At 58.1% G+C, this 24,048-nt stretch carries 4 protein-coding genes; 1 reads left to right on the top strand and 3 read right to left on the bottom strand.

The genetic code is table 11. The features are described from left to right. Window positions 1-150: 150 nt before the first annotated feature. From FFI16_RS26025 to FFI16_RS26035, 3 genes are read right to left on the bottom strand one after another with little or no spacing between them, the layout of a single operon-like run. On the bottom strand, window positions 151-1,515 hold the full coding sequence (locus FFI16_RS26025; protein WP_138817396.1) for an HlyD family type I secretion periplasmic adaptor subunit: 1,365 nt from the start codon (window positions 1,513-1,515) through the stop codon (window positions 151-153). Continuing rightward, the gene (locus FFI16_RS26030; protein WP_138817397.1) at window positions 1,505-3,661 is read right to left on the bottom strand and encodes a type I secretion system permease/ATPase; all 2,157 of its coding nucleotides are present in this window, start codon (window positions 3,659-3,661) and stop codon (window positions 1,505-1,507) included. The genes FFI16_RS26025 and FFI16_RS26030 overlap by 11 nt, the downstream gene beginning before the upstream one ends. Before the next feature lie 41 nt (window positions 3,662-3,702). Next, on the bottom strand, window positions 3,703-5,061 hold the full coding sequence (locus tag FFI16_RS26035; protein WP_138817398.1) for a TolC family outer membrane protein: 1,359 nt from the start codon (window positions 5,059-5,061) through the stop codon (window positions 3,703-3,705). A gap of 341 nt (window positions 5,062-5,402) precedes the next feature. Here FFI16_RS26035 and FFI16_RS26040 point away from each other — a divergent pair, with 341 nt between their 5' ends. After that, window positions 5,403-23,999, top strand: coding sequence for a retention module-containing protein (locus FFI16_RS26040; protein WP_144298328.1), 18,597 nt, complete (start codon window positions 5,403-5,405; stop codon window positions 23,997-23,999). Window positions 24,000-24,048 lie beyond the last annotated feature (49 nt).

Raw genomic sequence — 24,048 nt, forward strand, 5'->3', positions numbered from 1 at the left:
TTAGTGAATATCGATATGCTTTAGGGTTGGGATCTGCGGTGAATTGGATGACGCTATCGCAGGCAAGCCAGCTCCCACATTTTGATATGTGAACACATTCAAAGGTGGGAGCTGGCTTGCCTGCGATGAGGCCACAACAGGCGCCGAAGGTTAGCGCTCGTGCAACGCCTCGGCGCGCGCCTTGATGATCGGCTTGAGCAGGTAGCTGAGGATGCTTTTCTTGCCGGTGATGATGTCCACCGACGCCACCATGCCCGGGATGATCAGCAACGGCTTCTCATCGGTGCCCAGGTGGCTGCGGTCGGTGCGCAGGGTGATCATGTAGTAGGTAGTTTTCTTGTCTTCATCGGTGATGGTGTCGGCACCGATGCGCTCAAGCTTGGCCTTGAGGCCGCCGTAGATGGTGTAGTCATAGGCGGTGAACTTGACGATCGCTTCTTGCCCGGGATGCAGGAAGGCGATGTCTTGCGGGCGGATCTTGGCTTCCACCAGCAAGGTGTCATTGAGCGGCACGATTTCGACCATGTCGCTGCCCGGCTGGATCACGCCACCGACGGTGTTCACCAGCAGCTGCTTGACGATGCCGCGCACCGGCGAGGTGACCAAGGTACGACTGACGCGGTCTTCGAGGGCACGGCCGGTGGACTCGGCCTTGTTCAGCTCGGTGCGGGCTTCGTTGAGCTGGGTCAGGGCTTCGCTGCGGAATTTGCCACGGGTTTCATCGATCTTGCGCTGCACTTCCTTGATCGCCGACTCGGCGCGCGGGATCGCCAGGGTGGTGGCGTCCAATTGACCACGGGTTTCCATCTCGGCGCGCTTGAGGCGCAGCACTTCCACCGGCGATACCGCGCCCTGGGCCACCAACGGCTCGGACATGTTGATTTCCTGGCGTTGCAGGGACAACTGGCTGCGGTACTGGCCTTGCTTGGAGCTGAATTCGCGCAGTTCCTGCTGGCGCTGTACCAGTTGCTCCTGCAAACCACCCACTTCGTCTTTTAATTGCTGACGGCGGCTTTCATACAGCGAGCGCTCGTTGGCGGCCTGGCTGGGCGCGGCTTTGAGCACGTCCTCCGGGATGTTCAGCGGGCGGTCATCCACCTGCGCACTCAGGCGCTCGACGCGCAGTTGCATGGCCAGGCGCAAGGCTTCGGTTTCGCCGGCATTGGAGACAAACCGGGTGTCGTCGAGGCGAATCAACGGCGCGCCGGCTTCGACTATCTGGCCTTCCTTCACATACAGCTCGGAAACGATACCGCCTTCCAGGTTCTGGATTTTTTGCAGCTTGGACGACGGAATCGCCTTGCCGTCGCCACGGGTAACTTCATCGATGCTGGAGAAACCGGCCCAGGTCACCAGGAAGACGAAGAACGCGATGATGGCCCAGATGGTCAGGCGGATAACGCGTGGCGCATCCTCGATCAGCGCTTTGTTGACTTCAGGCAGGGGTTGGCCCTGCAGCGAGTCGGTGCCTTTAAAGTAGCGGCCGACCGCGCTTTTGATGGAGTTAAGCAACACTGATCTGCCCCTTTTTCAACGCTTCCATAACCACGGCTTTCGGGCCGTCTGCGAGGATCTGCCCACGGTCGACCACCAACAGGCGGTCCACCAGCGAGAGCAGCGAGGCACGGTGCGTCACCAGCACCACGGTCTTGCTTTGCACCACGGCTTGCAGGCGTTGTTTCAAGCGTTCTTCACCGGTGTTGTCCATGGCGCTGGTGGGTTCGTCCAGCAGCAGGATGGGCGGGTTGAGCAGCAGCGCACGGGCCAGGGCGACGTTCTGACGCTGGCCGCCGGACAGGTTCTGCCCACGCTCGCCCACTTGCAGTTCATAACCTTGTGGGTGCAGGCGGGCGAATTCGTGAACGCCTGCAAGCTCAGCCGCTTGCAGGACCATTTCGTCTTCTACATAGCGCGCACCCGACACCAGATTGTCGCGCAGGGTGCCGGCCAGCAATTGAATGTCCTGAGCGACGTAACCGATGTTGTGGCGCAGCTCGCTGACGTCGATCTGGCGCACGTCCACACCGTCCACCAGCAAGGCGCCGGAGTCGGGCTGGTACAGGCCGACGATCAGCTTGGCCAGGGAGCTTTTGCCCGAGCCACTGCGGCCGATGATGCCGATTTTCTCGCCCGGCTTGATCACCAGGTTGATGTTTTTCAGCGCGGCGTTCTGCTGGTTCGGGTACGTGAAGTTCAGGCCACGGCACTCGATGGCGCCTTGCAGGGTGCGGCGGCTCATGGGGCGCTCTTCGAAATTGCGCTCCTGGGGCAGCTCCATCATCTGGTCCACCGAGGTCATGGTGACCTTGGCTTGCTGGTAGCGGGTCAGCAGGCCCGACAGCGAGGCCAGCGGGCTCAGGGCGCGGCCACTGAGCATGTAGCAGGCAATCAGGCCGCCCATGCTGAGGTTGCCGTCGATGATCTGGTACACGCCGAACACGATCATGATCACGCCGGCCAGTTGCTGGATGAGCAAGGTCATGTTCATCGACAGGCCCGACAGCAACTTCACGCGCAGCTCAAGGCGGCTGAGGGTGCCGATGGTCTGCTCCCAGCCGTACTGGCGCTCGCTCTCGGCGTTGTTGACCTTGACTGCATCGAGCCCGGCGAGGGTTTCAATCAGGCTGGATTGGCGCTCGGCGGCCAGGGCCATGGTCCGTTCCATGGTCGCCACCAGCGGTTTTTGCAGGGCATAACCGATGCCCAGGGCCAGCGGGAAGGCCAGCATCGGGATCCACACCAGGTGCCCGCCCAGGATGGCGATCACCAGGAAAATCAGCAGTGTGAACGGCAGGTCGATCAGGCTGGTGAGGGTCAAGGATGCGAGGAAATCACGCAGGCTCTGAAACTCATGGATGTTCTGCGCGAAGCTGCCAACCCGTGCCGGGCGGTACTTCATGGACATGCCCACAATGCGCTCGAACAGCGTGGCCGAGATGATCAGGTCGGTTTTTTTGCCGGCCAGGTCCAGGCACAAACTGCGCAGGCTTTTGAGTACCAAGTCGAACAGGTAGGCGCCGCAGATACCCACGGCCAGCACCCAGAGGGTCGCGGTGGCCTGGTTTGGCACGACACGGTCGTACACGTTCATCACAAACAGCGGCGCGGCCATGGCGATGATGTTGATCAGGAAGCTCGCGGCGATGGCATCGGTGTAGAGCCAGCGCGAACGTTTGAGCGTGTCGCGAAACCACGAGCGCGCCCGAGGAATCAGGGTGCCGTGGTTGACGTCGAATTTGTGCTGCGGCTGGGCGAAGAAGACTTTGCCGATGTAGTCGTCGGCCAGCAGCTCACGTTTGATCAGCACTTCACCGCCGTCGCTTTCGCTGAGCAGGATGCGTGCTTCGTCTTCGCCTTGCCAACCCACCAGCACGGTACTGCGGCCGTCCTTGAGCAACAGCAGCGCCGGCAGTGCAATCGTCGGGATCTGCTCCAGCTTGCGCTGCAATACCCGGCCTTGCAGCCCGGCGCGCGCGGCTGCACGCGGCAGCAACTCGGCACTCAGGCGCTGCGACGGCAACGGCAAACCGGTGGTGAGCATGGCCGCGCTGGCGGGCTTTTGATGCAGGGCACAGAGTGCCAACAACCCGTCGAGTAACGGGTCATCGTGCAGCGTGCGTGGATCATGACTGAGATGAACTCGACTGACTTCGGATTCCACGCGGTGCACTCTCGACTAACAGATGGGGCTATTGGGGTGGCTCAATTCATCCCAGGCAGTTGGACTTTAGGTTTCACGTCGTTCTGTACGACGGACGCCATCGGTGCGACTACGCCCTGGCTTTTGAGCAATTCGCCCATGGTCGCCTTGATTCGATATTGAGTAAATAACTGAATGTTCTTGATCTCTTCCAGACGACGGGAAGCGGTGAACAATTCGTTCTCGCTGTCGAGCAAGTCGAGCAGGGTTCGTTGGCCGAGGCTGAACTGCTGCTGGTAAGACGTGCGCACGCGAGTGCTGTGGTCGACGTATTGCTGGGCAACCGGCAACTGCGCGTTGGCGTTGTTCAAGGCGTTCCAGGCCAGGCCCAGTTCTTCATTGAGTTGGCGCAAGGCGTTGTTGCGGATATCCAGGGCTTGGCTGGCCTGGTACGACTTGGACTGCAGGTCGGCCTTGTTGCTGCCACCGGCAAACAGGTTGAAGCGCATGCGCACCATGGCTTCCCAGCCGTTGCTGTGGCCGGCATCGCCGCCGACGTTGTTGTCGGCATTAGTGCCCAGCTCTGCATCAAAGCGCGGGTAAAAGGTGGACTTGGCAGCTTCGTACTGACTTTCGGCGGCGGAAATATCCGACTCGGCCGAACGCAGGATCGGGCTGTTGTCGAGCATCTGGCGACGGGCTTCATTCAGGTCCGCCGGCAGCATGGCCATAAAAGGCGCTGGGCGCTCAAGCTGGTCGGGCATCTGGCCGACGGCGCTGAGGTAGTTGACCTGTGAGTCGGCCAGGTTGGTCTGCTCGGTGATCAGGTTGTTGCGGGCCTGGGCCAGACGCGCTTCGGCTTGGTCCTGGTCGGCACCGTTACCGACGCCGCGCTGGGTGCGCAGCTTGATCTGGTCGTAAATGCGTTCGTGGTTGCGCAGGTTTTCTTCAGCCAGGCGCACGAACTCACGGCGTGTCAGCACATCCAGGTACACCTGGGCGACAGTCAAACCGGTGCGTTCGGAAGTACCCAGCAAGGAGTAAGCGCGGGAATTGACGTTGGCTTGTTGGCGCCCGACTTCGCTGGAGGTGGCGAAACCGTCAAAAATCATCTGTTGCAGACGCAGGCTCGATTCGCCGCGGTTGTGGGTGTCCCACTGGTTGCCGTTCGGGCCGCTGGCGGCACGGGTGGTGGAGTTGTCGGTGCCTTCACGACCGTAACCGGCGTTCAGGTCAACGCGTGGCAAGTAACCACCTTGAGCGGCGCGCAATTGGTAATCGGCGGCGATACGGCTGTTCACACCGGCTTGGATTTCCGGGTGCACATCCAGCGCCTGCTGCATGGCCTGGGGCAATGTTTGGGCTTGTACGAAACTGGCGGCGAGTACGAACGGTATTGCCTTGAACAGGTGCAGACGCATTAAAAAATTCCCCAGGACTTCTTGTCTCAAATCACAGCGATTGGCCTCGCTGCGTCGGATAATGGCTACCGTAATGACCGTACGTCGGAAAGTTCAAAAAGCGGAACTGCTTCACACATGTAGGACGGTTCGCCGCATAAATATCAATGTGACATTACGGGGCCAATTGTTTAGGATGGCGACCAGAAGGTCAATAGTTTGGCATAAACTAGATAACGAATAAATCTAGCCAATAATTTGACGTCAGTAACTACTTAGACTACGCCCCCTCCTGTCTGGCCCTCACCCCCGCGAGCGGCCACATGGAATTCATCAGAAACGGATCGCCGGAGAAATCTTTAATGAGCAGTGTTGTTGCCATCGTCAAAAGCATTGTTGGTCAAGTTTTCGTTATTTCTCCGGAAGGGACGCGTCGTGTCCTTGTAGAAGGTGACCGCCTGTTCGCGGGCGACCAGATCGACACCGGCATGTCCGGTGCTGTGAGCCTTGAGCTGGCCGACGGCCGCACCCTGGATCTGGGCCGTGAAACCCAGTGGAGCGCCGACCTGCCGGACTCCAGCCTCGACCTGGCCGCGGCCGCCGAGAACGCAGCGCCGTCGGTTGCCGAACTGCAGCAAGCCATCGTCGCGGGCGCCGACCCGACCACCGACCTGGATGCTACCGCCGCCGGTGCGACGGCTGCCGGTAATGGCGCTGCGGGCGGGGGCCACAGCTTTGTCGTACTGGACGCGACGGCTGGCCGTGTCGACCCGACGATCGGCTTCCCGACCGGCCCACTGGGCCAGAGCACCTCGACAGCGACCCAACTCACGGGCGCCCAAGGCACAGGTGGCAATGGCAACCTGGTCTTGCAGACGTCGACCCTGACGCTGAGCGCAACGCCGACCATCACCGAAGCCGGTGGTGTGCTGACCTATACCGCTACCGTCACGCAGCCGCCGATCAATGACCTGAGCATCACCCTGTCCAATGGTGCCGTGATCACTATCACCGCCGGCCAACTGACCGGCACCGTCAACGTGCCGCTGGCACCGAATGACAGCCCGTACATCGACCCAAGCCAGATCAGCGTGAACGTCACCGGCACCACCGGCGGCAACAACCTGGTGCTGACGATTGACCCGAACCCGGCCGTTACGCAGATTACCGACACCATCGACACCACCACCGTCACCCTGACGGCGGGTAATACCGTGACCGAAGGCGGTCAGATTACTTACACCGCTACCCTGACCAACCCGGCGCAGACGCCGGTGACTGTCACCTTGAGCAATGGCTCGGTGATTACCATCAAGGCTGGGGAGTCGACGGGCACTGTTGTGGTCGATACCCCGGCTAACGACGTTTACAACAATGGTTCGACTGTCAGCACTACTATTACCGGCACTACCGGCGGCAACTTTGAGAATCTGGTACCGAGCACGACGCCTGCGGTTACCACGATCACCGATTCGATCGACACCACCACCGTCACGCTGACGGCGGGCAACACCGTGACCGAAGGCGGTCAGATCACTTACACCGCCACCCTGACCAACCCGGCGCAGACGCCGGTGACCGTCACCTTGAGCAATGGCTCGGTGATTACCATCAAGGCTGGGGAGTCGGTTGGCACTGTTGTAGTCGATACGCCGACTAACGACGTTTACAACAATGGCTCCACTGTCAGCACCACTATTACCGGTGCGACCGGCGGCAACTTTGAGAATCTGGTACCGAGCACTACGCCTGCGGTTACTACGATCACTGATTCGATCGACACCACCACCGTCACGCTGACGGCGGGCAACACCGTCACCGAAGGCGGTCAGATCACTTACACCGCCACCCTGACCAACCCGGCGCAGACGCCTGTGACCGTCACCTTGAGCAATGGCTCGGTGATTACCATCAAGGCTGGGGAGTCGACGGGTACTGTTGTGGTCGATACGCCGGCCAATGATGTTTACAACAATGGCTCCACTGTCAGCACCACTATTACCGGCGCAACCGGCGGCAACTTTGAAAATCTGGTACCGAGCACGACGCCTGCGGTTACCACGATCACTGATTCGATCGACACCACCACCGTCACGCTGACGGCGGGCAACACCGTCACCGAAGGCGGTCAGATCACTTACACCGCCACCCTGACCAACCCGGCGCAGACGCCGGTGACTGTCACCTTGAGCAATGGCTCGGTGATTACCATCAAGGCTGGGGAGTCGGTTGGCACCGTCGTCGTGGATACTCCGGCTAACGACGTTTACAACAATGGCTCCACTGTCAGCACCACTATTACCGGTGCGACCGGCGGCAACTTTGAGAATCTGGTACCGAGCACTACGCCTGCGGTTACTACGATCACTGATTCGATCGACACCACCACCGTCACGCTGACGGCGGGTAACACCGTGACCGAAGGCGGTCAGATTACCTACACCGCTACCTTGACCAACCCGGCGCAGACGCCGGTGACTGTCACCTTGAGCAATGGCTCGGTGATTACCATCAAGGCTGGGGAGTCGGTTGGCACCGTCGTCGTGGATACTCCGGCTAACGACGTTTACAACAATGGCTCCACTGTCAGCACCACTATTACCGGCGCAACCGGCGGCAACTTTGAAAATCTGGTACCAAACACGACGCCTGCGGTTACCACGATCACCGACTCGATCGACACCACCACCGTCACGCTGACGGCGGGCAACACCGTGACCGAAGGCGGTCAGATCACTTACACCGCCACCCTGACCAACCCGGCGCAAACCCCGGTGACTGTCACCTTGAGCAATGGCTCAGTGATCACCATCAAAGCGGGTGAGTCGACCGGCACCGTAGTGATCGACACCCCGGCGAACGACGTTTACAACAACGGTTCGACCGTCAGCACCACCATCACCGGTGCAACCGGCGGCAACTTTGAAAATCTGGTACCAAACACGACGCCTGCGGTTACCACGATCACCGATTCGATCGACACCACCACTGTTTCGCTGACGGCTACCAATACCGTGACCGAAGGCGGTCAGATTACCTACACCGCCACCCTGACCAATCCGGCGCAAACGCCAGTAACCGTCACCCTGAGCGATGGCTCGGTGATCACTATCAAAGCGGGCGAATCTGTCGGCAGCGTGGTGGTCGACACTGCGCCGAACGACGTCTACGTCAATGGCAGCACGGTGAGCACCACCATCACTGGCGCGACCGGCGGCAACTTCGAAAACCTGGTGCCGAACACTGCACCTGCGGTCACCACGATTACCGACTCAATTGATACCACGACGGTCACCTTGACGGCTCCGTCCGAGGCGAACGAAGGCGGTCAGATTACGTACACCGCTACGCTTTCCAATAAAGCGGGTTCTGATGTAACGCTGAAGTTGGACAACGGTTCGTCTATCACCATTAAAGCTGGTGACACCGTTGGCTCCGTGACTGTTGCGGCGCCAAGCGATGACGTGTTTATCGATAAGAGCACTCAGACGGTCAAGATCACCGATACCACTGGCGGCAACTTCGAGAAGCTGGAAGTGGCTGGTGATGGTGCAACTACGACCATCAACGACACCATCGACAAGGTCGATGTGGTTCTGACTGCCACCACCACAGTGGGCGAAGGCGGCAATATCGTTTACACCGCGTCTCTGGTCGACAAGTCGGGTAATGCGGTGACCAACATTACCAACCCGCTGACCGTGACCTTGGATAATGGCCAGACCATTACCATCGGTGTGAACCAGTCCAGCGGCAACGTCACCGTTGTAGCTCCAGATGACGTGTACAAGGGCGACCAGACTGTCACTACCGCTATCACTAATGTGACTGGCGGCGAGCATTTCGAGAATTTGGTTCCAGGTACAACGCCGGTCAGCACCACTGTCACCGACACTCCGGGTACTGATAACACCACTACTGTGACACTGACGGCTCCGTCTGCAGTGAACGAAGGCGGTCAGATTACGTACACCGCTACGCTTTCCAATAAAGCGGGTTCTGATGTAACGCTGAAGTTGGACAACGGTTCGTCTATCACCATTAAAGCCGGTGACACCGTTGGCTCCGTGACTGTTGCGGCGCCAAGTGATGACGTGTTTATCGATAAGAGCACTCAGACGGTCAAGATCACCGATACCACTGGCGGCAACTTCGAGAAGCTGGACGTGGCTGGTGATGGTGCAACTACGACTATCAACGACACCATCGACAAGGTCGATGTGGTTCTGACTGCCACCACCACAGTGGGCGAAGGCGGCAATATCGTTTACACCGCGTCTCTGGTCGACAAGTCGGGTAATGCGGTAACCAACATCACCAACCCGCTGACCGTGACCTTGGATAATGGCCAGACCATTACCATCGGTGTGAACCAGTCCAGCGGCAACGTCACCGTTGTAGCTCCAGATGACGTGTACAAGGGCGACCAGACTGTCACTACCGCTATCACTAATGTGACTGGCGGCGAGCATTTCGAGAATTTGGTTCCAGGTACAACGCCGGTCAGCACCACTGTCACCGACACTCCGGGTACTGATAACACCACTACTGTGACACTGACGGCTCCGTCTGCAGTGAACGAAGGTGGTCAAATCACCTACACCGCCACCTTGAGCAACAAGGCCGGCACTGACGTCACGCTGAAGTTGGATAACGGTTCATCTATCACCATTAAAGCTGGTGACACCGTTGGCTCCGTGACTGTTGCGGCGCCAAGTGATGACGTGTTTATCGATAAGAGCACTCAGACCGTCAAGATCACTGACACCACTGGCGGCAACTTCGAAAAACTGGAAGTGGCTGGCAACGGCGCAACCACCACCATTAACGACACCATCGACAAAGTGGATGTGGTCCTGACCGCAACCACCACAGTGGGCGAAGGCGGCAATATCGTTTACACCGCGTCTCTGGTCGACAAGTCGGGTAATGCGGTAACCAACATCACCAACCCGCTGACCGTGACCTTGGATAATGGCCAGACCATTACCATCGGTGTGAACCAGTCCAGCGGCAGCGTGACCGTTGTAGCCCCAGATGACGTGTACAAAGGCGATCAGACCGTCACTACCGCTATCACTAATGTGACTGGCGGCGCGCACTTCGAGAATTTGGTTCCAGGTACAACGCCGGTCAGCACCACTGTCACCGACACTCCGGGTACTGATAACACCACTACTGTGACACTGACGGCTCCGTCTGCAGTGAACGAAGGTGGTCAAATCACCTACACCGCCACCTTGAGCAACAAGGCCGGCACTGACGTCACGCTGAAGTTGGATAACGGTTCATCTATCACCATTAAAGCTGGTGACACCGTTGGCTCCGTGACTGTTGCGGCGCCAAGTGATGACGTGTTTATCGATAAGAGCACTCAGACCGTCAAGATCACTGACACCACTGGCGGCAACTTCGAAAAACTGGAAGTGGCTGGCAACGGCGCAACCACCACCATTAACGACACCATCGACAAAGTGGATGTGGTCCTGACCGCAACCACCACAGTGGGCGAAGGCGGCAACATCGTTTACACCGCCAGCCTTGTGGATAAAAACGGCGCGGCAGTGACTAACATCACCAGTCCGCTGACCGTGACTTTGGACAATGGCCAGACAATCACCATCGGCGTTAATCAGTCGAACGGCAGCGTGACCGTTGTAGCCCCAGATGACGTGTACAAGGGCGACCAGACCGTCACCACCGCTATTACTAATGTGACTGGCGGCGAGCACTTCGAGAATTTGGTTCCAGGTACGACGCCGGTTAGCACTACCGTCACCGATACTCCGGGTACCGATAACACCACCACCGTGACACTGACAGCTCCGTCTGCAGTGAACGAAGGTGGTCAGATCACCTACACCGCCACCTTGAGCAACAAGGCCGGCACTGACGTCACGCTGAAGTTGGATAACGGTTCATCTATCACCATTAAAGCTGGTGAAACCGTCGGCTCCGTGACTGTTGCGGCGCCTGGCGATGACGTGTTTATCGACAAGAGCACCCAAACGGTCAAGATTACTGACACCACTGGCGGCAACTTCGAGAAGCTGGAAGTGGCTGGTGATGGTGCAACCACCACCATTAACGACACCATCGACAAAGTGGATGTGGTGCTGACCGCAACGACCACAGTGGGCGAAGGCGGCAACATCGTTTACACCGCCAGCCTTGTGGATAAAAACGGTGCGGCAGTGACTAACATCACCAGTCCGCTGACCGTGACTTTGGACAATGGCCAGACAATCACCATCGGCGTTAATCAGTCGAACGGCAGCGTGACCGTTGTAGCCCCAGATGACGTGTACAAGGGCGACCAGACCGTCACTACCGCTATCACTAACGTGACCGGCGGTGAGCACTTCGAAAACTTGGTTCCAGGTACTACGCCGGTCAGCACTACGGTCACCGACACTCCGGGTACTGATAACACCACTACTGTGACACTGACGGCTCCGTCTGCAGTGAACGAAGGTGGTCAAATTACGTACACCGCCACCTTGAGCAACAAGGCCGGTACTGACGTCACGCTGAAGTTGGATAACGGTTCGAGCATCACCATCAAAGCTGGTGACACCGTTGGCTCTGTGACTGTTGCGGCGCCTGGCGATGACGTGTTCATCGATAAGAGCACTCAGACCGTCAAGATCACCGACACCACTGGCGGCAACTTCGAAAAACTGGAAGTCGCTGGCGATGGTGCAACTACGATAATCAACGACACCATCGACAAGGTCGATGTGGTTCTGACCGCCACCACCACAGTGGGCGAAGGCGGCAACATCGTTTACACCGCCAGCCTTGTGGATAAAAACGGCGCGGCAGTGACCAACATCACCAACCCGCTGACCGTGACCTTGGATAATGGCCAGACCATTACCATCGGTGTGAACCAATCAAACGGCAGCGTCACCGTTGTAGCTCCAGATGACGTGTACAAAGGCGACCAAACCGTCACTACCGCTATCACTAACGTGACCGGCGGTGAGCACTTCGAGAATTTGGTGCCAGGCACTACGCCTGTTAGCACCACCGTCACGGATACTCCGGGTACTGACAACACAACTACTGTCACGCTGACCGCGCCAAGTGCCGTCAACGAAGGTGGTCAAATCACCTACACCGCCACCTTGAGCAACAAGGCCGGTACTGACGTCACGCTGAAGTTGGATAACGGTTCATCTATCACCATTAAAGCTGGTGAAACCGTCGGCTCCGTGACGGTTGCAGCGCCTGGCGATGACGTGTTCATCGATAAGAGCACCCAAACGGTCAAGATGACTGACACCACTGGCGGTAACTTCGAAAAACTGGAAGTTGCAGGCAACGGCGCGACCACCACCATCAACGACACCATCGACAAAGTAGATGTGGTCCTGACCGCAACCACCACCGTTGGTGAAGGTGGCAACATCGTCTACACCGCGTCGCTGGTCGACAAGTCGGGTAATGCGGTGACCAACATTACCAACCCGCTGACCGTGACCTTGGATAATGGCCAGACCATTACCATCGGTGTGAACCAGTCCAGCGGCAACGTCACCGTTGTAGCTCCAGATGACGTGTACAAGGGCGACCAGACCGTCACTACCGCTATTACTAATGTGACTGGCGGTGAGCACTTCGAGAATCTGGTGCCTGGTACTACACCTGTCAGCACCACCGTAACTGACACTCCGGGGACCGATAACACCACCACCGTGACACTGACGGCTCCGTCTGCAGTGAACGAAGGTGGTCAAATTACGTACACCGCCACCTTGAGCAACAAGGCCGGTACTGACGTAACCCTGAAACTCGATAACGGTTCGAGCATCACCATCAAGGCTGGCGACACCGTCGGCTCTGTGACTGTTGCAGCCCCAAGCGATGACGTGTTCATCGACAAGAGCACTCAGACGGTCAAGATTACTGACACCACTGGCGGCAACTTCGAAAAACTGGAAGTGGCTGGCAACGGCGCAACCACCACCATTAACGACACCATCGACAAAGTGGATGTGGTTCTTACCGCGACCACCACAGTGGGTGAAGGTGGCAACATCGTCTACACCGCGTCGCTGGTCGACAAGTCGGGTAATGCGGTGACCAACATTACCAACCCGCTGACCGTGACCTTGGATAATGGCCAGACCATTACCATCGGTGTGAACCAGTCCAGCGGCAACGTCACCGTTGTAGCTCCAGATGACGTGTACAAGGGCGACCAGACCGTCACTACCGCTATTACTAATGTGACTGGCGGCGAGCACTTCGAGAATTTGGTACCAGGTACGACGCCGGTTAGCACCACCGTCACGGATACTCCGGGTACTGACAACACAACTACTGTCACGCTGACCGCGCCAAGCGCCGTCAACGAAGGTGGTCAAATTACGTACACCGCTACGCTCTCTAATAAAGCGGGCACCGATGTAACCCTGAAGCTGGATAACGGCTCGAGCATCACCATCAAAGCTGGCGACACCGTCGGCTCTGTGACCGTTGCGGCACCTGGCGATGACGTGTTCATCGATAAGAGCACCCAAACGGTCAAGATCACTGACACCACTGGCGGTAACTTCGAGAAATTGGAAGTCGCAGGCAACGGCGCGACCACCACCATCAACGACACCATCGACAAAGTGGATGTGGTGCTGACCGCAACGACCACAGTGGGCGAAGGCGGCAATATCGTTTACACCGCGTCTCTGGTCGACAAGTCGGGTAATGCGGTAACCAACATCACCAACCCGCTGACCGTGACCTTGGATAATGGCCAGACCATTACCATCGGTGTGAACCAGTCCAGCGGCAACGTCACCGTTGTAGCTCCAGATGACGTGTACAAAGGCGACCAAACCGTCACTACCGCTATCACTAACGTGACCGGCGGCGAGCATTTCGAGAATTTGGTGCCAGGCACTACGCCTGTTAGCACCACCGTCACGGATACTCCGGGTACTGATAACACCACTACTGTCACGCTGACCGCGCCAAGCGCCGTCAACGAAGGTGGTCAGATTACGTACACCGCTACGCTCTCTAATAAAGCGGGCACCGATGTAACCCTGAAGCTGGATAACGGCTCGAGCATCACCATCAAAGCTGGCGACACCGTCGGCTCTGTGACCGTCGCGGCACCTGGCGATGACGTGTTCATCGATAAGAGCACTCAGACCGTCAAGATCACTGACACCACTGGCGGCAACTTCGAGAAATTGGAGGTTGCAGGCAACGGCGCAACCACCACCATTAACGACACCATCGACAAAGTCGATGTGGTTCTGACTGCCACCACCACAGTGGGCGAAGGCGGCAATATCGTTTACACCGCTTCGCTGGTCGACAAGTCGGGTAATGCGGTGACTAACATCACCAACCCGTTGACCGTGACCTTGGATAATGGCCAGACCATTACCATCGGTGTGAACCAGTCCAGCGGCAACGTCACCGTTGTAGCTCCAGATGACGTGTACAAGGGCGACCAGACCGTCACAACCGCTATTACTAACGTGACCGGCGGTGAGCACTTCGAGAATTTGGTGCCAGGCACTACGCCTGTTAGCACTACTGTCACCGATACTCCGGGTACCGATAACACCACCACCGTGACACTGACAGCTCCGTCTGCAGTAAACGAAGGTGGTCAGATCACCTACACCGCCACCTTGAGCAACAAGGCCGGCACTGACGTCACGCTGAAGTTGGATAACGGTTCGTCTATCACCATCAAAGCTGGTGACACCGTTGGCTCTGTGACTGTTGCGGCGCCTGGCGATGACGTGTTCATCGATAAGAGCACTCAGACCGTCAAGATCACCGACACCACTGGCGGCAACTTCGAAAAACTGGAAGTCGCTGGCGATGGTGCAACTACGATAATCAACGACACCATCGACAAGGTCGATGTGGTTCTGACCGCCACCACCACCGTCGGTGAAGGCGGCAACATCGTTTACACCGCCAGCCTTGTGGATAAAAACGGCGCGGCAGTGACTAATATCACCAACCCGCTGACCGTCACTCTCGATAACGGCCAGACCATCACCATCGGCGTTAATCAGTCCAGCGGCAACGTCACTGTTGTAGCTCCAGATGACGTGTACAAGGGCGACCAGACCGTCACCACCGCTATTACTAACGTGACTGGCGGTGAGCATTTTGAGAATTTGGTACCAGGTACAACGCCGGTCAGCACTACTGTCACCGACACTCCGGGTACTGATAACACCACTACCGTCACGTTGACCGCGCCAAGCGCAGTCAATGAGGGTGGTCAGATCACTTACACCGCTACGCTCTCTAATAAAGCGGGCACCGATGTAACCCTGAAGCTGGATAACGGCTCGAGCATCACCATCAAAGCTGGCGACACCGTTGGCTCCGTGACTGTTGCGGCACCTGGCGATGACGTGTTCATCGACAAGAGCACTCAGACCGTCAAGATCACTGATGCTGCTGGCGGCAACTTCGAGAGGTTGGAAGTTGCTGGCAACGGCGCAACCACGACGATCAACGACACCATCGACAAGGTCGATGTGGTTCTGACTGCCACCACCACAGTGGGCGAAGGCGGCAATATCGTTTACACCGCATCGCTGGTCGACAAGTCGGGTAATGCGGTGACCAACATTACCAATCCGTTGACTGTGACCTTGGACAATGGCCAGACAATCACCATCGGCGTTAATCAGTCGAACGGCAGCGTGACCGTTGTAGCCCCAGATGACGTGTACAAGGGCGACCAGACCGTCACCACCGCTATTACTAATGTGACTGGCGGTGAGCACTTCGAGAATCTGGTGCCTGGTACTACACCTGTCAGCACCACCGTAACTGACACTCCGGGTACCGATAACACCACCACCGTGACACTGACAGCTCCGTCTGCAGTAAACGAAGGTGGTCAGATCACCTACACCGCCACCTTGAGCAACAAGGCCGGCACTGACGTCACGCTGAAGTTGGATAACGGTTCATCTATCACCATCAAAGCTGGTGACACCGTTGGCTCCGTGACTGTTGCGGCGCCAAGTGATGACGTGTTTATCGATAAGAGCACTCAGACGGTCAAGATCACCGATACCACTGGCGGCAACTTCGAGAAGCTGGAAGTGGCTGGTGATGGTGCAACCACCACCATTAACGACACCATCGACAAAGTGGATGTGGTGCTGACCGCAACGACCACAGTGGGCGAAGGCGGCAACATCGTTTACACCGCCAGCCTTGTGGATAAAAACGGCGCGGCAGTGACTAACATCACCAGTCCGCTGACCGTGACTTTGGACAATGGCCAGACAATCACCATCGGCGTTAATCAGTCGAACGGCAGCGTGACCGTTGTAGCCCCAGATGACGTGTACAAGGGCGACCAGACCGTCACCACCGCTATTACTAATGTGACTGGCGGCGAGCACTTCGAGAATTTGGTTCCAGGTACGACGCCGGTTAGCACTACCGTCACCGATACTCCGGGTACCGATAACACCACCACCGTGACACTGACAGCTCCGTCTGCAGTGAACGAAGGTGGTCAGATCACCTACACCGCCACCTTGAGCAACAAGGCCGGCACTGACGTCACGCTGAAGTTGGATAACGGTTCATCTATCACCATTAAAGCTGGTGAAACCGTCGGCTCCGTGACTGTTGCGGCGCCTGGCGATGACGTGTTTATCGACAAGAGCACCCAAACGGTCAAGATTACTGACACCACTGGCGGCAACTTCGAGAAGCTGGAAGTGGCTGGTGATGGTGCAACTACGACCATCAACGACACCATCGACAAAGTAGATGTGGTTCTGACTGCCACCACCACAGTGGGCGAAGGCGGCAATATCGTTTACACCGCATCGCTGGTCGACAAGTCGGGTAATGCGGTGACCAACATCACCAATCCGTTGACTGTGACCTTGGACAATGGCCAGACCATTACCATCGGTGTGAACCAGTCCAGCGGCAACGTCACCGTTGTAGCCCCAGATGACGTGTACAAGGGCGACCAGACCGTCACCACCGCTATTACTAATGTGACTGGCGGTGAGCACTTCGAGAATCTGGTGCCTGGTACTACACCTGTCAGCACCACCGTAACTGACACTCCGGGTACCGATAACACCACCACCGTGACACTGACGGCTCCGTCTGCAGTGAACGAAGGTGGTCAAATTACGTACACCGCCACCTTGAGCAACAAGGCCGGTACTGACGTAACCCTGAAACTCGATAACGGTTCGAGCATCACCATCAAGGCTGGCGACACCGTCGGCTCTGTGACTGTTGCAGCCCCAAGCGATGACGTGTTCATCGACAAGAGCACTCAGACCGTCAAGATCACTGACACTACTGGCGGCAACTTCGAAAAACTGGAAGTGGTTGGTAACGGCGCAACCACCACCATTAACGACACCATCGACAAAGTGGATGTGGTCCTGACCGCCACCACCACCGTTGGTGAAGGCGGCAACATCGTTTACACCGCCAGCCTTGTGGATAAAAACGGCGCGGCAGTGACCAACATCACCAACCCCCTGACCGTGACTTTGGATAACGGCCAAACCATTACTATCGGTGTGAACCAGTCCAGCGGCAACGTCACCGTTGTAGCTCCAGATGACGTGTACAAAGGCGACCAAACCGTCACTACCGCTATCACTAACGTGACCGGCGGCGAGCATTTCGAGAATTTGGTGCCAGGCACTACGCCTGTTAGCACCACCGTCACGGATACTCCGGGTACTGATAACACCACTACTGTCACGCTGACCGCGCCAAGCGCCGTCAACGAAGGTGGTCAGATTACGTACACCGCTACGCTTTCCAATAAAGCGGGCACTGACGTAACCCTGAAACTCGATAACGGCTCGACCATCACCATCAAAGCTGGCGATACCGCTGGCTCTGTAACCGTTGCGGCGCCTGGCGATGACGTGTTCATCGACAAGAGCACCCAAACGGTCAAGATCACTGACACCACTGGCGGTAACTTCGAAAAACTGGAAGTTGCAGGCAACGGCGCGACCACCACCATCAACGACACTATCGACAAAGTAGATGTGGTTCTGACTGCCACCACCACAGTGGGCGAAGGCGGCAATATCGTTTACACCGCTTCGCTGGTCGACAAGTCGGGTAATGCGGTAACCAACATCACCAACCCGCTGACCGTGACCTTGGATAATGGCCAGACCATTACCATCGGTGTGAACCAGTCCAGCGGCAACGTCACCGTTGTAGCTCCAGATGACGTGTACAAGGGCGACCAGACCGTCACTACCGCTATCACTAACGTGACTGGCGGCGAGCACTTCGAAAACTTGGTGCCAGGTACTACGCCTGTTAGCACCACCGTCACGGATACTCCGGGTACTGATAACACCACTACCGTCACGTTGACCGCGCCAAGCGCAGTCAATGAGGGCGGTCAGATCACTTACACCGCTACGCTCTCCAATAAAGCGGGCACTGACGTCACGCTGAAGTTGGATAACGGTTCGAGCATCACCATCAAGGCTGGCGATACCGTCGGCTCCGTGACTGTTGCGGCACCTGGCGATGACGTGTTCATCGACAAGAGCACTCAGACCGTCAAGATCACTGATGCCACTGGCGGTAACTTCGAGAAATTGGAAGTTGCAGGCAACGGCGCGACCACGACGATCAACGACACCATCGACAAAGTGGATGTGGTGTTGACCGCCACCACCAACGTTGGCGAAGGCGGCAACATCATCTACACCGCCAGCCTTGTGGACAAAAACGGCGCGCTGGTGACCAACATCACCAGCCCGCTGACCGTGACCCTGGACAACGGCAAAACCATCACCATCGGTGTGAACCAGTCCAGCGGCACCGTCACCGTCGTAGCACCCAACGACGTGTACAAAGGCGACCAGACCGTTACCACCGCCATCACCAACGTGACCGGCGGCGCGCACTTCGAGAACCTGGTGCCAGGCACAACACCTGTTAACACCACAGTGACTGATACCCCAGGCACTACCGATCTCACCAGCGTCACGCTGACCGCACCAAGTGCCGTCAACGAAGGTGGCACCATCACCTACACCGCCACCTTGAGCAACAAGGCCGGCACCGACATGGTCGTCACGCTGGATAACGGTTCGAGCATCACCATCAAGCAAGGTGCGACCGTGGGCTCCGTGACTGTTGCCGCGCCTGGCGATGACGTGTTCATCGACAAGAGCACCCAGACGGTCAAGATCACCGGTACCACCGGCGGTAACTTCGAAGGCGTGACCATCACTCCAGGCGGCGCTACCACCACGATCAACGACACCATCGATAAAGTGGATGTGGTTCTGACCGCGACCACCACCGTTGGCGAAGGCGGCAACATCATCTACACCGCCAGCCTCGTGGACAAAAACGGCGCGCTGGTGACCAACATCACCAGCCCGCTGACCGTGACCCTGGACAACGGCAAAACCATCACCATTGGTGTGAACCAATCCAGCGGCACCGTCACCGTCGTCGCTCCAAACGACGTGTACAAAGGCGACCAGACCGTTACCACCGCCATCACTAACGTGACCGGCGGCGCGCACTTCGAGAACCTGGTGCCAGGCACAACACCTGTTAACACCACAGTGACTGATACCCCAGGCACCACCGATCTCACCAGCGTCACGCTGACCGCACCAAGTGCCGTCAACGAAGGTGGCACCATCACCTACACCGCCACCTTGAGCAACAAGGCCGGCACCGACATGGTCGTCACGCTCGATAACGGCTCGAGCATCACCATCAAGCAAGGTGCGACCACAGGCTCTGTGACCGTTGCCGCGCCTGGCGATGACGTGTTCATCGACAAGAGCACCCAGACCGTCAAGATCACCGGTACCACCGGCGGTAACTTCGAAGGCGTCACCATCACGCCGGGCGGCGCGACCACCACCATCAACGACACCATCGATGATGTGACCGTGGCGCTCAAAGCCACGGGCTCCGTCGCTGAAGGCGGCCAGATTACCTATACCGCATCGCTGGTCGACAAGAACGGCGCGGCGGTGAACAACGTCGGTTCCGATCTGGTGGTAAAGCTGGATAACGGCTCGACCATCACTATCGGTAACGGCAAGTCCAGCGGCACCATCACGGCTGTGGCGCCTAACGACGCGTATGTCGGCGCCAACGATGTGAACAACAAAATCACCGGCGTGGTCAGCGGCGGCGACAAGTACGAACACCTGATCGTCGACGGCAGCACCGTCACCACCAAAGTGACGGATGTGGTCAACAACACCACCATCAGCATCACCGGCGACGCCTTGGTGACTGAAGGCGGCACTGCGCACTACACGCTGACCCTGAGCAACCCGGCGCAAACCGATGTGACCGTAACGCTCAAGTACAGCGGCACCGCCACCGACGGTTCGGACTTTAACGGCGTGTACACCGTGAAGATCCCGGCCGGCGCCAGCAGCGTGCCGTTCAACATCGCCACGATCGACGACAAGATCACTGAGCCGACCGAACAGATTGTCATCACCATCGACAAAACCACCGGTGGCAATTTCGAAAATCTGGTAATCGACAAGGGCACTGTCAGCACCAATATCATCGACAACGATGCGCCGCCGGTCATCGACCTGGATGCCAACAACTCCAGCGGCGCCACCGGTGCCGACTACAGAACCACCTTCACCGAAGGCACCGCCGGGCCGGGTGTGTCGATTGCCGACACGGATATCAAGATCACCGATCCGGACAGCACAATGCTGACTGGCGCGACGGTCACCCTGACCAACGCACAGGCCGGTGACGCACTGAACCTGGGCAACAGCGTAAATGGCATCATCGTCAGCACCAACAACCAGACGGGCACCATCACCCTGACGTTGTCGGGCAGCGCGACGCTCGCTGATTACATGCAGCGTATCCAGAACATCACGTTCACCAACAACAGCCACGACCCAAGCACCACGCCGCGGACCATCACCGTGACAGTGACCGATGGCGGCAACTACTCCAACGTCGCCACCACCACCGTTAACGTGGTGGCGGTCAACGATCCGCCGGTCGCCACCGGCAGCGCCGTGACCGGCGCCGAAGACACGCCGCTGGCACTGACCTGGGCCAACTTCGGCGTGACCGATGTGGACTCGCCACAAGCCAGCCTGGGCGTGAAGATCACTGACCTGCCGGTGGCCGGCAAGCTGCAATACCTGGCAGCGGATGGCACCACCTGGACCAACGTGACTGCCAACCAGACCTTCACCAAAGCTCAGATCGACGGCGGCCAGTTGCGCTTTATGCCGAACGCCAACGAATCCGGCGCCGACGGTTATGGCGGCACGGGTGTTGGTAACAAGCAGGCTGATTATGCGCAGTTCAAGTTCCAGCCTACCGACGGCAAGGACCTGGGCAACAGCGCCACGGTGAAAGTCGATATCACACCGGTGGCCGATGCCCCTACGCTGAACGTGGCCGATAACAATGTCGCCTCGACCGGCCTGATCAAACAGGGCTGGAACAGCATTGCCGGCCTCGGCACCAACGGGAACGGCGCGGCACCCGACGTACTGAAAAAAGCCATCGACAACGCAGGTACGCCGAACAACACCAGTGTCGTCACCAATGTCGAGTCAGTCGACAATGTCAACGCCGGCTCCGGCTCCAAGATCTCCGGCCTGATGTACATGGAAGCTGGCAAGAGCTACACCTTCAGCGGCGTCGCCGATGACAGCGTGGTGGTCAACGTTGGCGGCAAAGACATTGCCAGCGGGGTATGGGCGACCAACAGCGGCAAGTTCAGCGGCTCGTTTACGCCAACGGTCAGCGGTTACTACAGCCTCGAGATCTACCAAGCCAACCAAGCGGGGCCTGGCAGCTTTGACGTCAATCTGTCGATCAACGGCGGCGCGATACAGAACTTGAGCACCAGCACCGTGCCGCTGTACACCGGCCTCACTGATTTGACCAATGCCGGCGTGACCGTCTCCGACCTGCATGGCAGCAACGGTGACGGTTACTACGTGGGCTACAAGCTCAACGAAGGCCAGGAAAACGGCAGCGTTAAACTGTCCAAGGTCACCACCGCACTGACCGACACCGACGGCTCGGAAACCCTGAGCGTGAAGATCAGCGGCGTACCGGCAGGTTCGGTACTCACCGATGCATCCGGGCACACGTTCACGGCGACCAAAGGCGTGGGCGAAGTCAACGTGACCGGCTGGGATTTGAACACCCTGACCATCAAGCCACCGACCTATTACAGCGGCCAGTTCAACCTGACCGTGACGTCGACCTCCACCGAAAGCATTGGCGGTTCGGCCTCTACCACGGCGCAATTGCCAGTCACCGTGTACCCGGCGACCTACAGCTCGGTGACGGGTACTTCGGGCAGCGACAACATTGTCGGCACCGACGGCAATGACATCGTCGTGGCCGATATCGGCGGCCTGAACGTGGTACAGGGCAAGAACTACAACATCGCGTTCATGGTGGACAGTTCCGGCAGTATGAGCGTCGACTCGATCAACGCGGCGAAGGCTTCGCTGACGTCAGTATTCAAGTCGCTCAAAGACAGCCTTGGCGCCAACACCTCCGGCACCGTGAACATCTTTGTGGCGGACTTCGATACCCAGGTGAACAAGTCGATCGCGATCAACCTCAACGATCCAAACGCGCTGACCTTGCTCAGTGCAGTGCTGGATTCGATGAAGTCCGGTGGCGGCACCAACTACGAAGACGTGTTCAAAACCACGGCCAACTTCTTCCAGAGCGGCCTGGCCACCAGCAACACCGGCGCCACCAACCTGACTTACTTCATCACCGACGGCCAGCCAACGTACTACCAGAGCGGCGAGCAGACCAACCCGACGCTGTACGGCAACGTCAAGTTCGACAACGTGGTCACGACTGCCAACTACACGCCTGGCACGACGTTCTCCACCTACATCGACAATACGCACTACTTGTCCATCGACAATTCGGGTGCCGCTCAACTGCAAATCTACAATGGCTGGCGCTGGGTCGTGACCGACCTGGGCACCGTACATGCCCAAGGTGACGGTACCTTTGAGTTGTCCAACCTGGACGGCACGGGCAACAGCACCAACTCGGCGACGCTGAGCAATGCCAAAAGCGCCTTTGCGCTGCTGGGCGGGTTGTCGCAAGTGGAAGCGATCGGCATCAATGGCGACGTCAGCCTCAACGACCTCAAGCCTTATGACACCGATGGCAAGCCGCAAAGCAACATCGATCCGAAGGACCTGGCCAACGCCATCCTCGGCCACACCGAGGCCACGCTGCCAGGCGCCGACACCATCAGTGGTGGCGACGGCAACGACATCCTCTTCGGTGACCTGGTGAGCTTCAGCGGGATTACCGGTGAGGGTTACAACGCACTGCAGGCCTTTGTGGCACAGAAAACCGGCGTGGCCGTCTCGGCGGTGACCACCTCGAACGTGCACCAGTACGTCACCGAGCATTACGCGGACTTCGATGTCTCCGGCGCCAAAGACGGCAACGACACGCTGTTGGGCGGTGCAGGTGATGACATCCTGTTCGGCCAGGGCGGCAACGACCTGCTGGACGGCGGCAAAGGCAATGACATCCTGCTGGGCGGCACCGGTAACGACACCCTGATCGGTGGGCCGGGCAACGACATCCTGATCGGCGGTTCGGGTGCCGACACCTTCGTCTGGAAGGCGGGCGACTTCGGCAATGACGTGATCAAGGACTTCAAGGCCTCGGAAGGCGACCGGATCGATCTCAAGGATCTGTTGAAAGGTGAGACGGACAGCACCATCGACAACTACCTCAAGATCACCACGGTAGAAGGCGTGTCGACCCTGCAAATCAGCAGTGAAGGCAAGCTCAACGCCGCTGGCGGCCTGGCCAATGCCGATGTGACGATCAAGCTGGAAGGCAACGATTGGTCGCACACCAGCATCAACTCGCTGATCACAGGCGCCGACCCGACCATCAAGATCGACCACACCGCCTAAGCTGTGTTTTATCGGCCGCCCGCAAGGGCGGCCGGTTTGCCTGGGCGAT

Origin of the sequence: Pseudomonas sp. KBS0710, from assembly GCF_005938045.2 — a bacterium.
In the GTDB taxonomy this organism is placed as follows: domain Bacteria; phylum Pseudomonadota; class Gammaproteobacteria; order Pseudomonadales; family Pseudomonadaceae; genus Aquipseudomonas.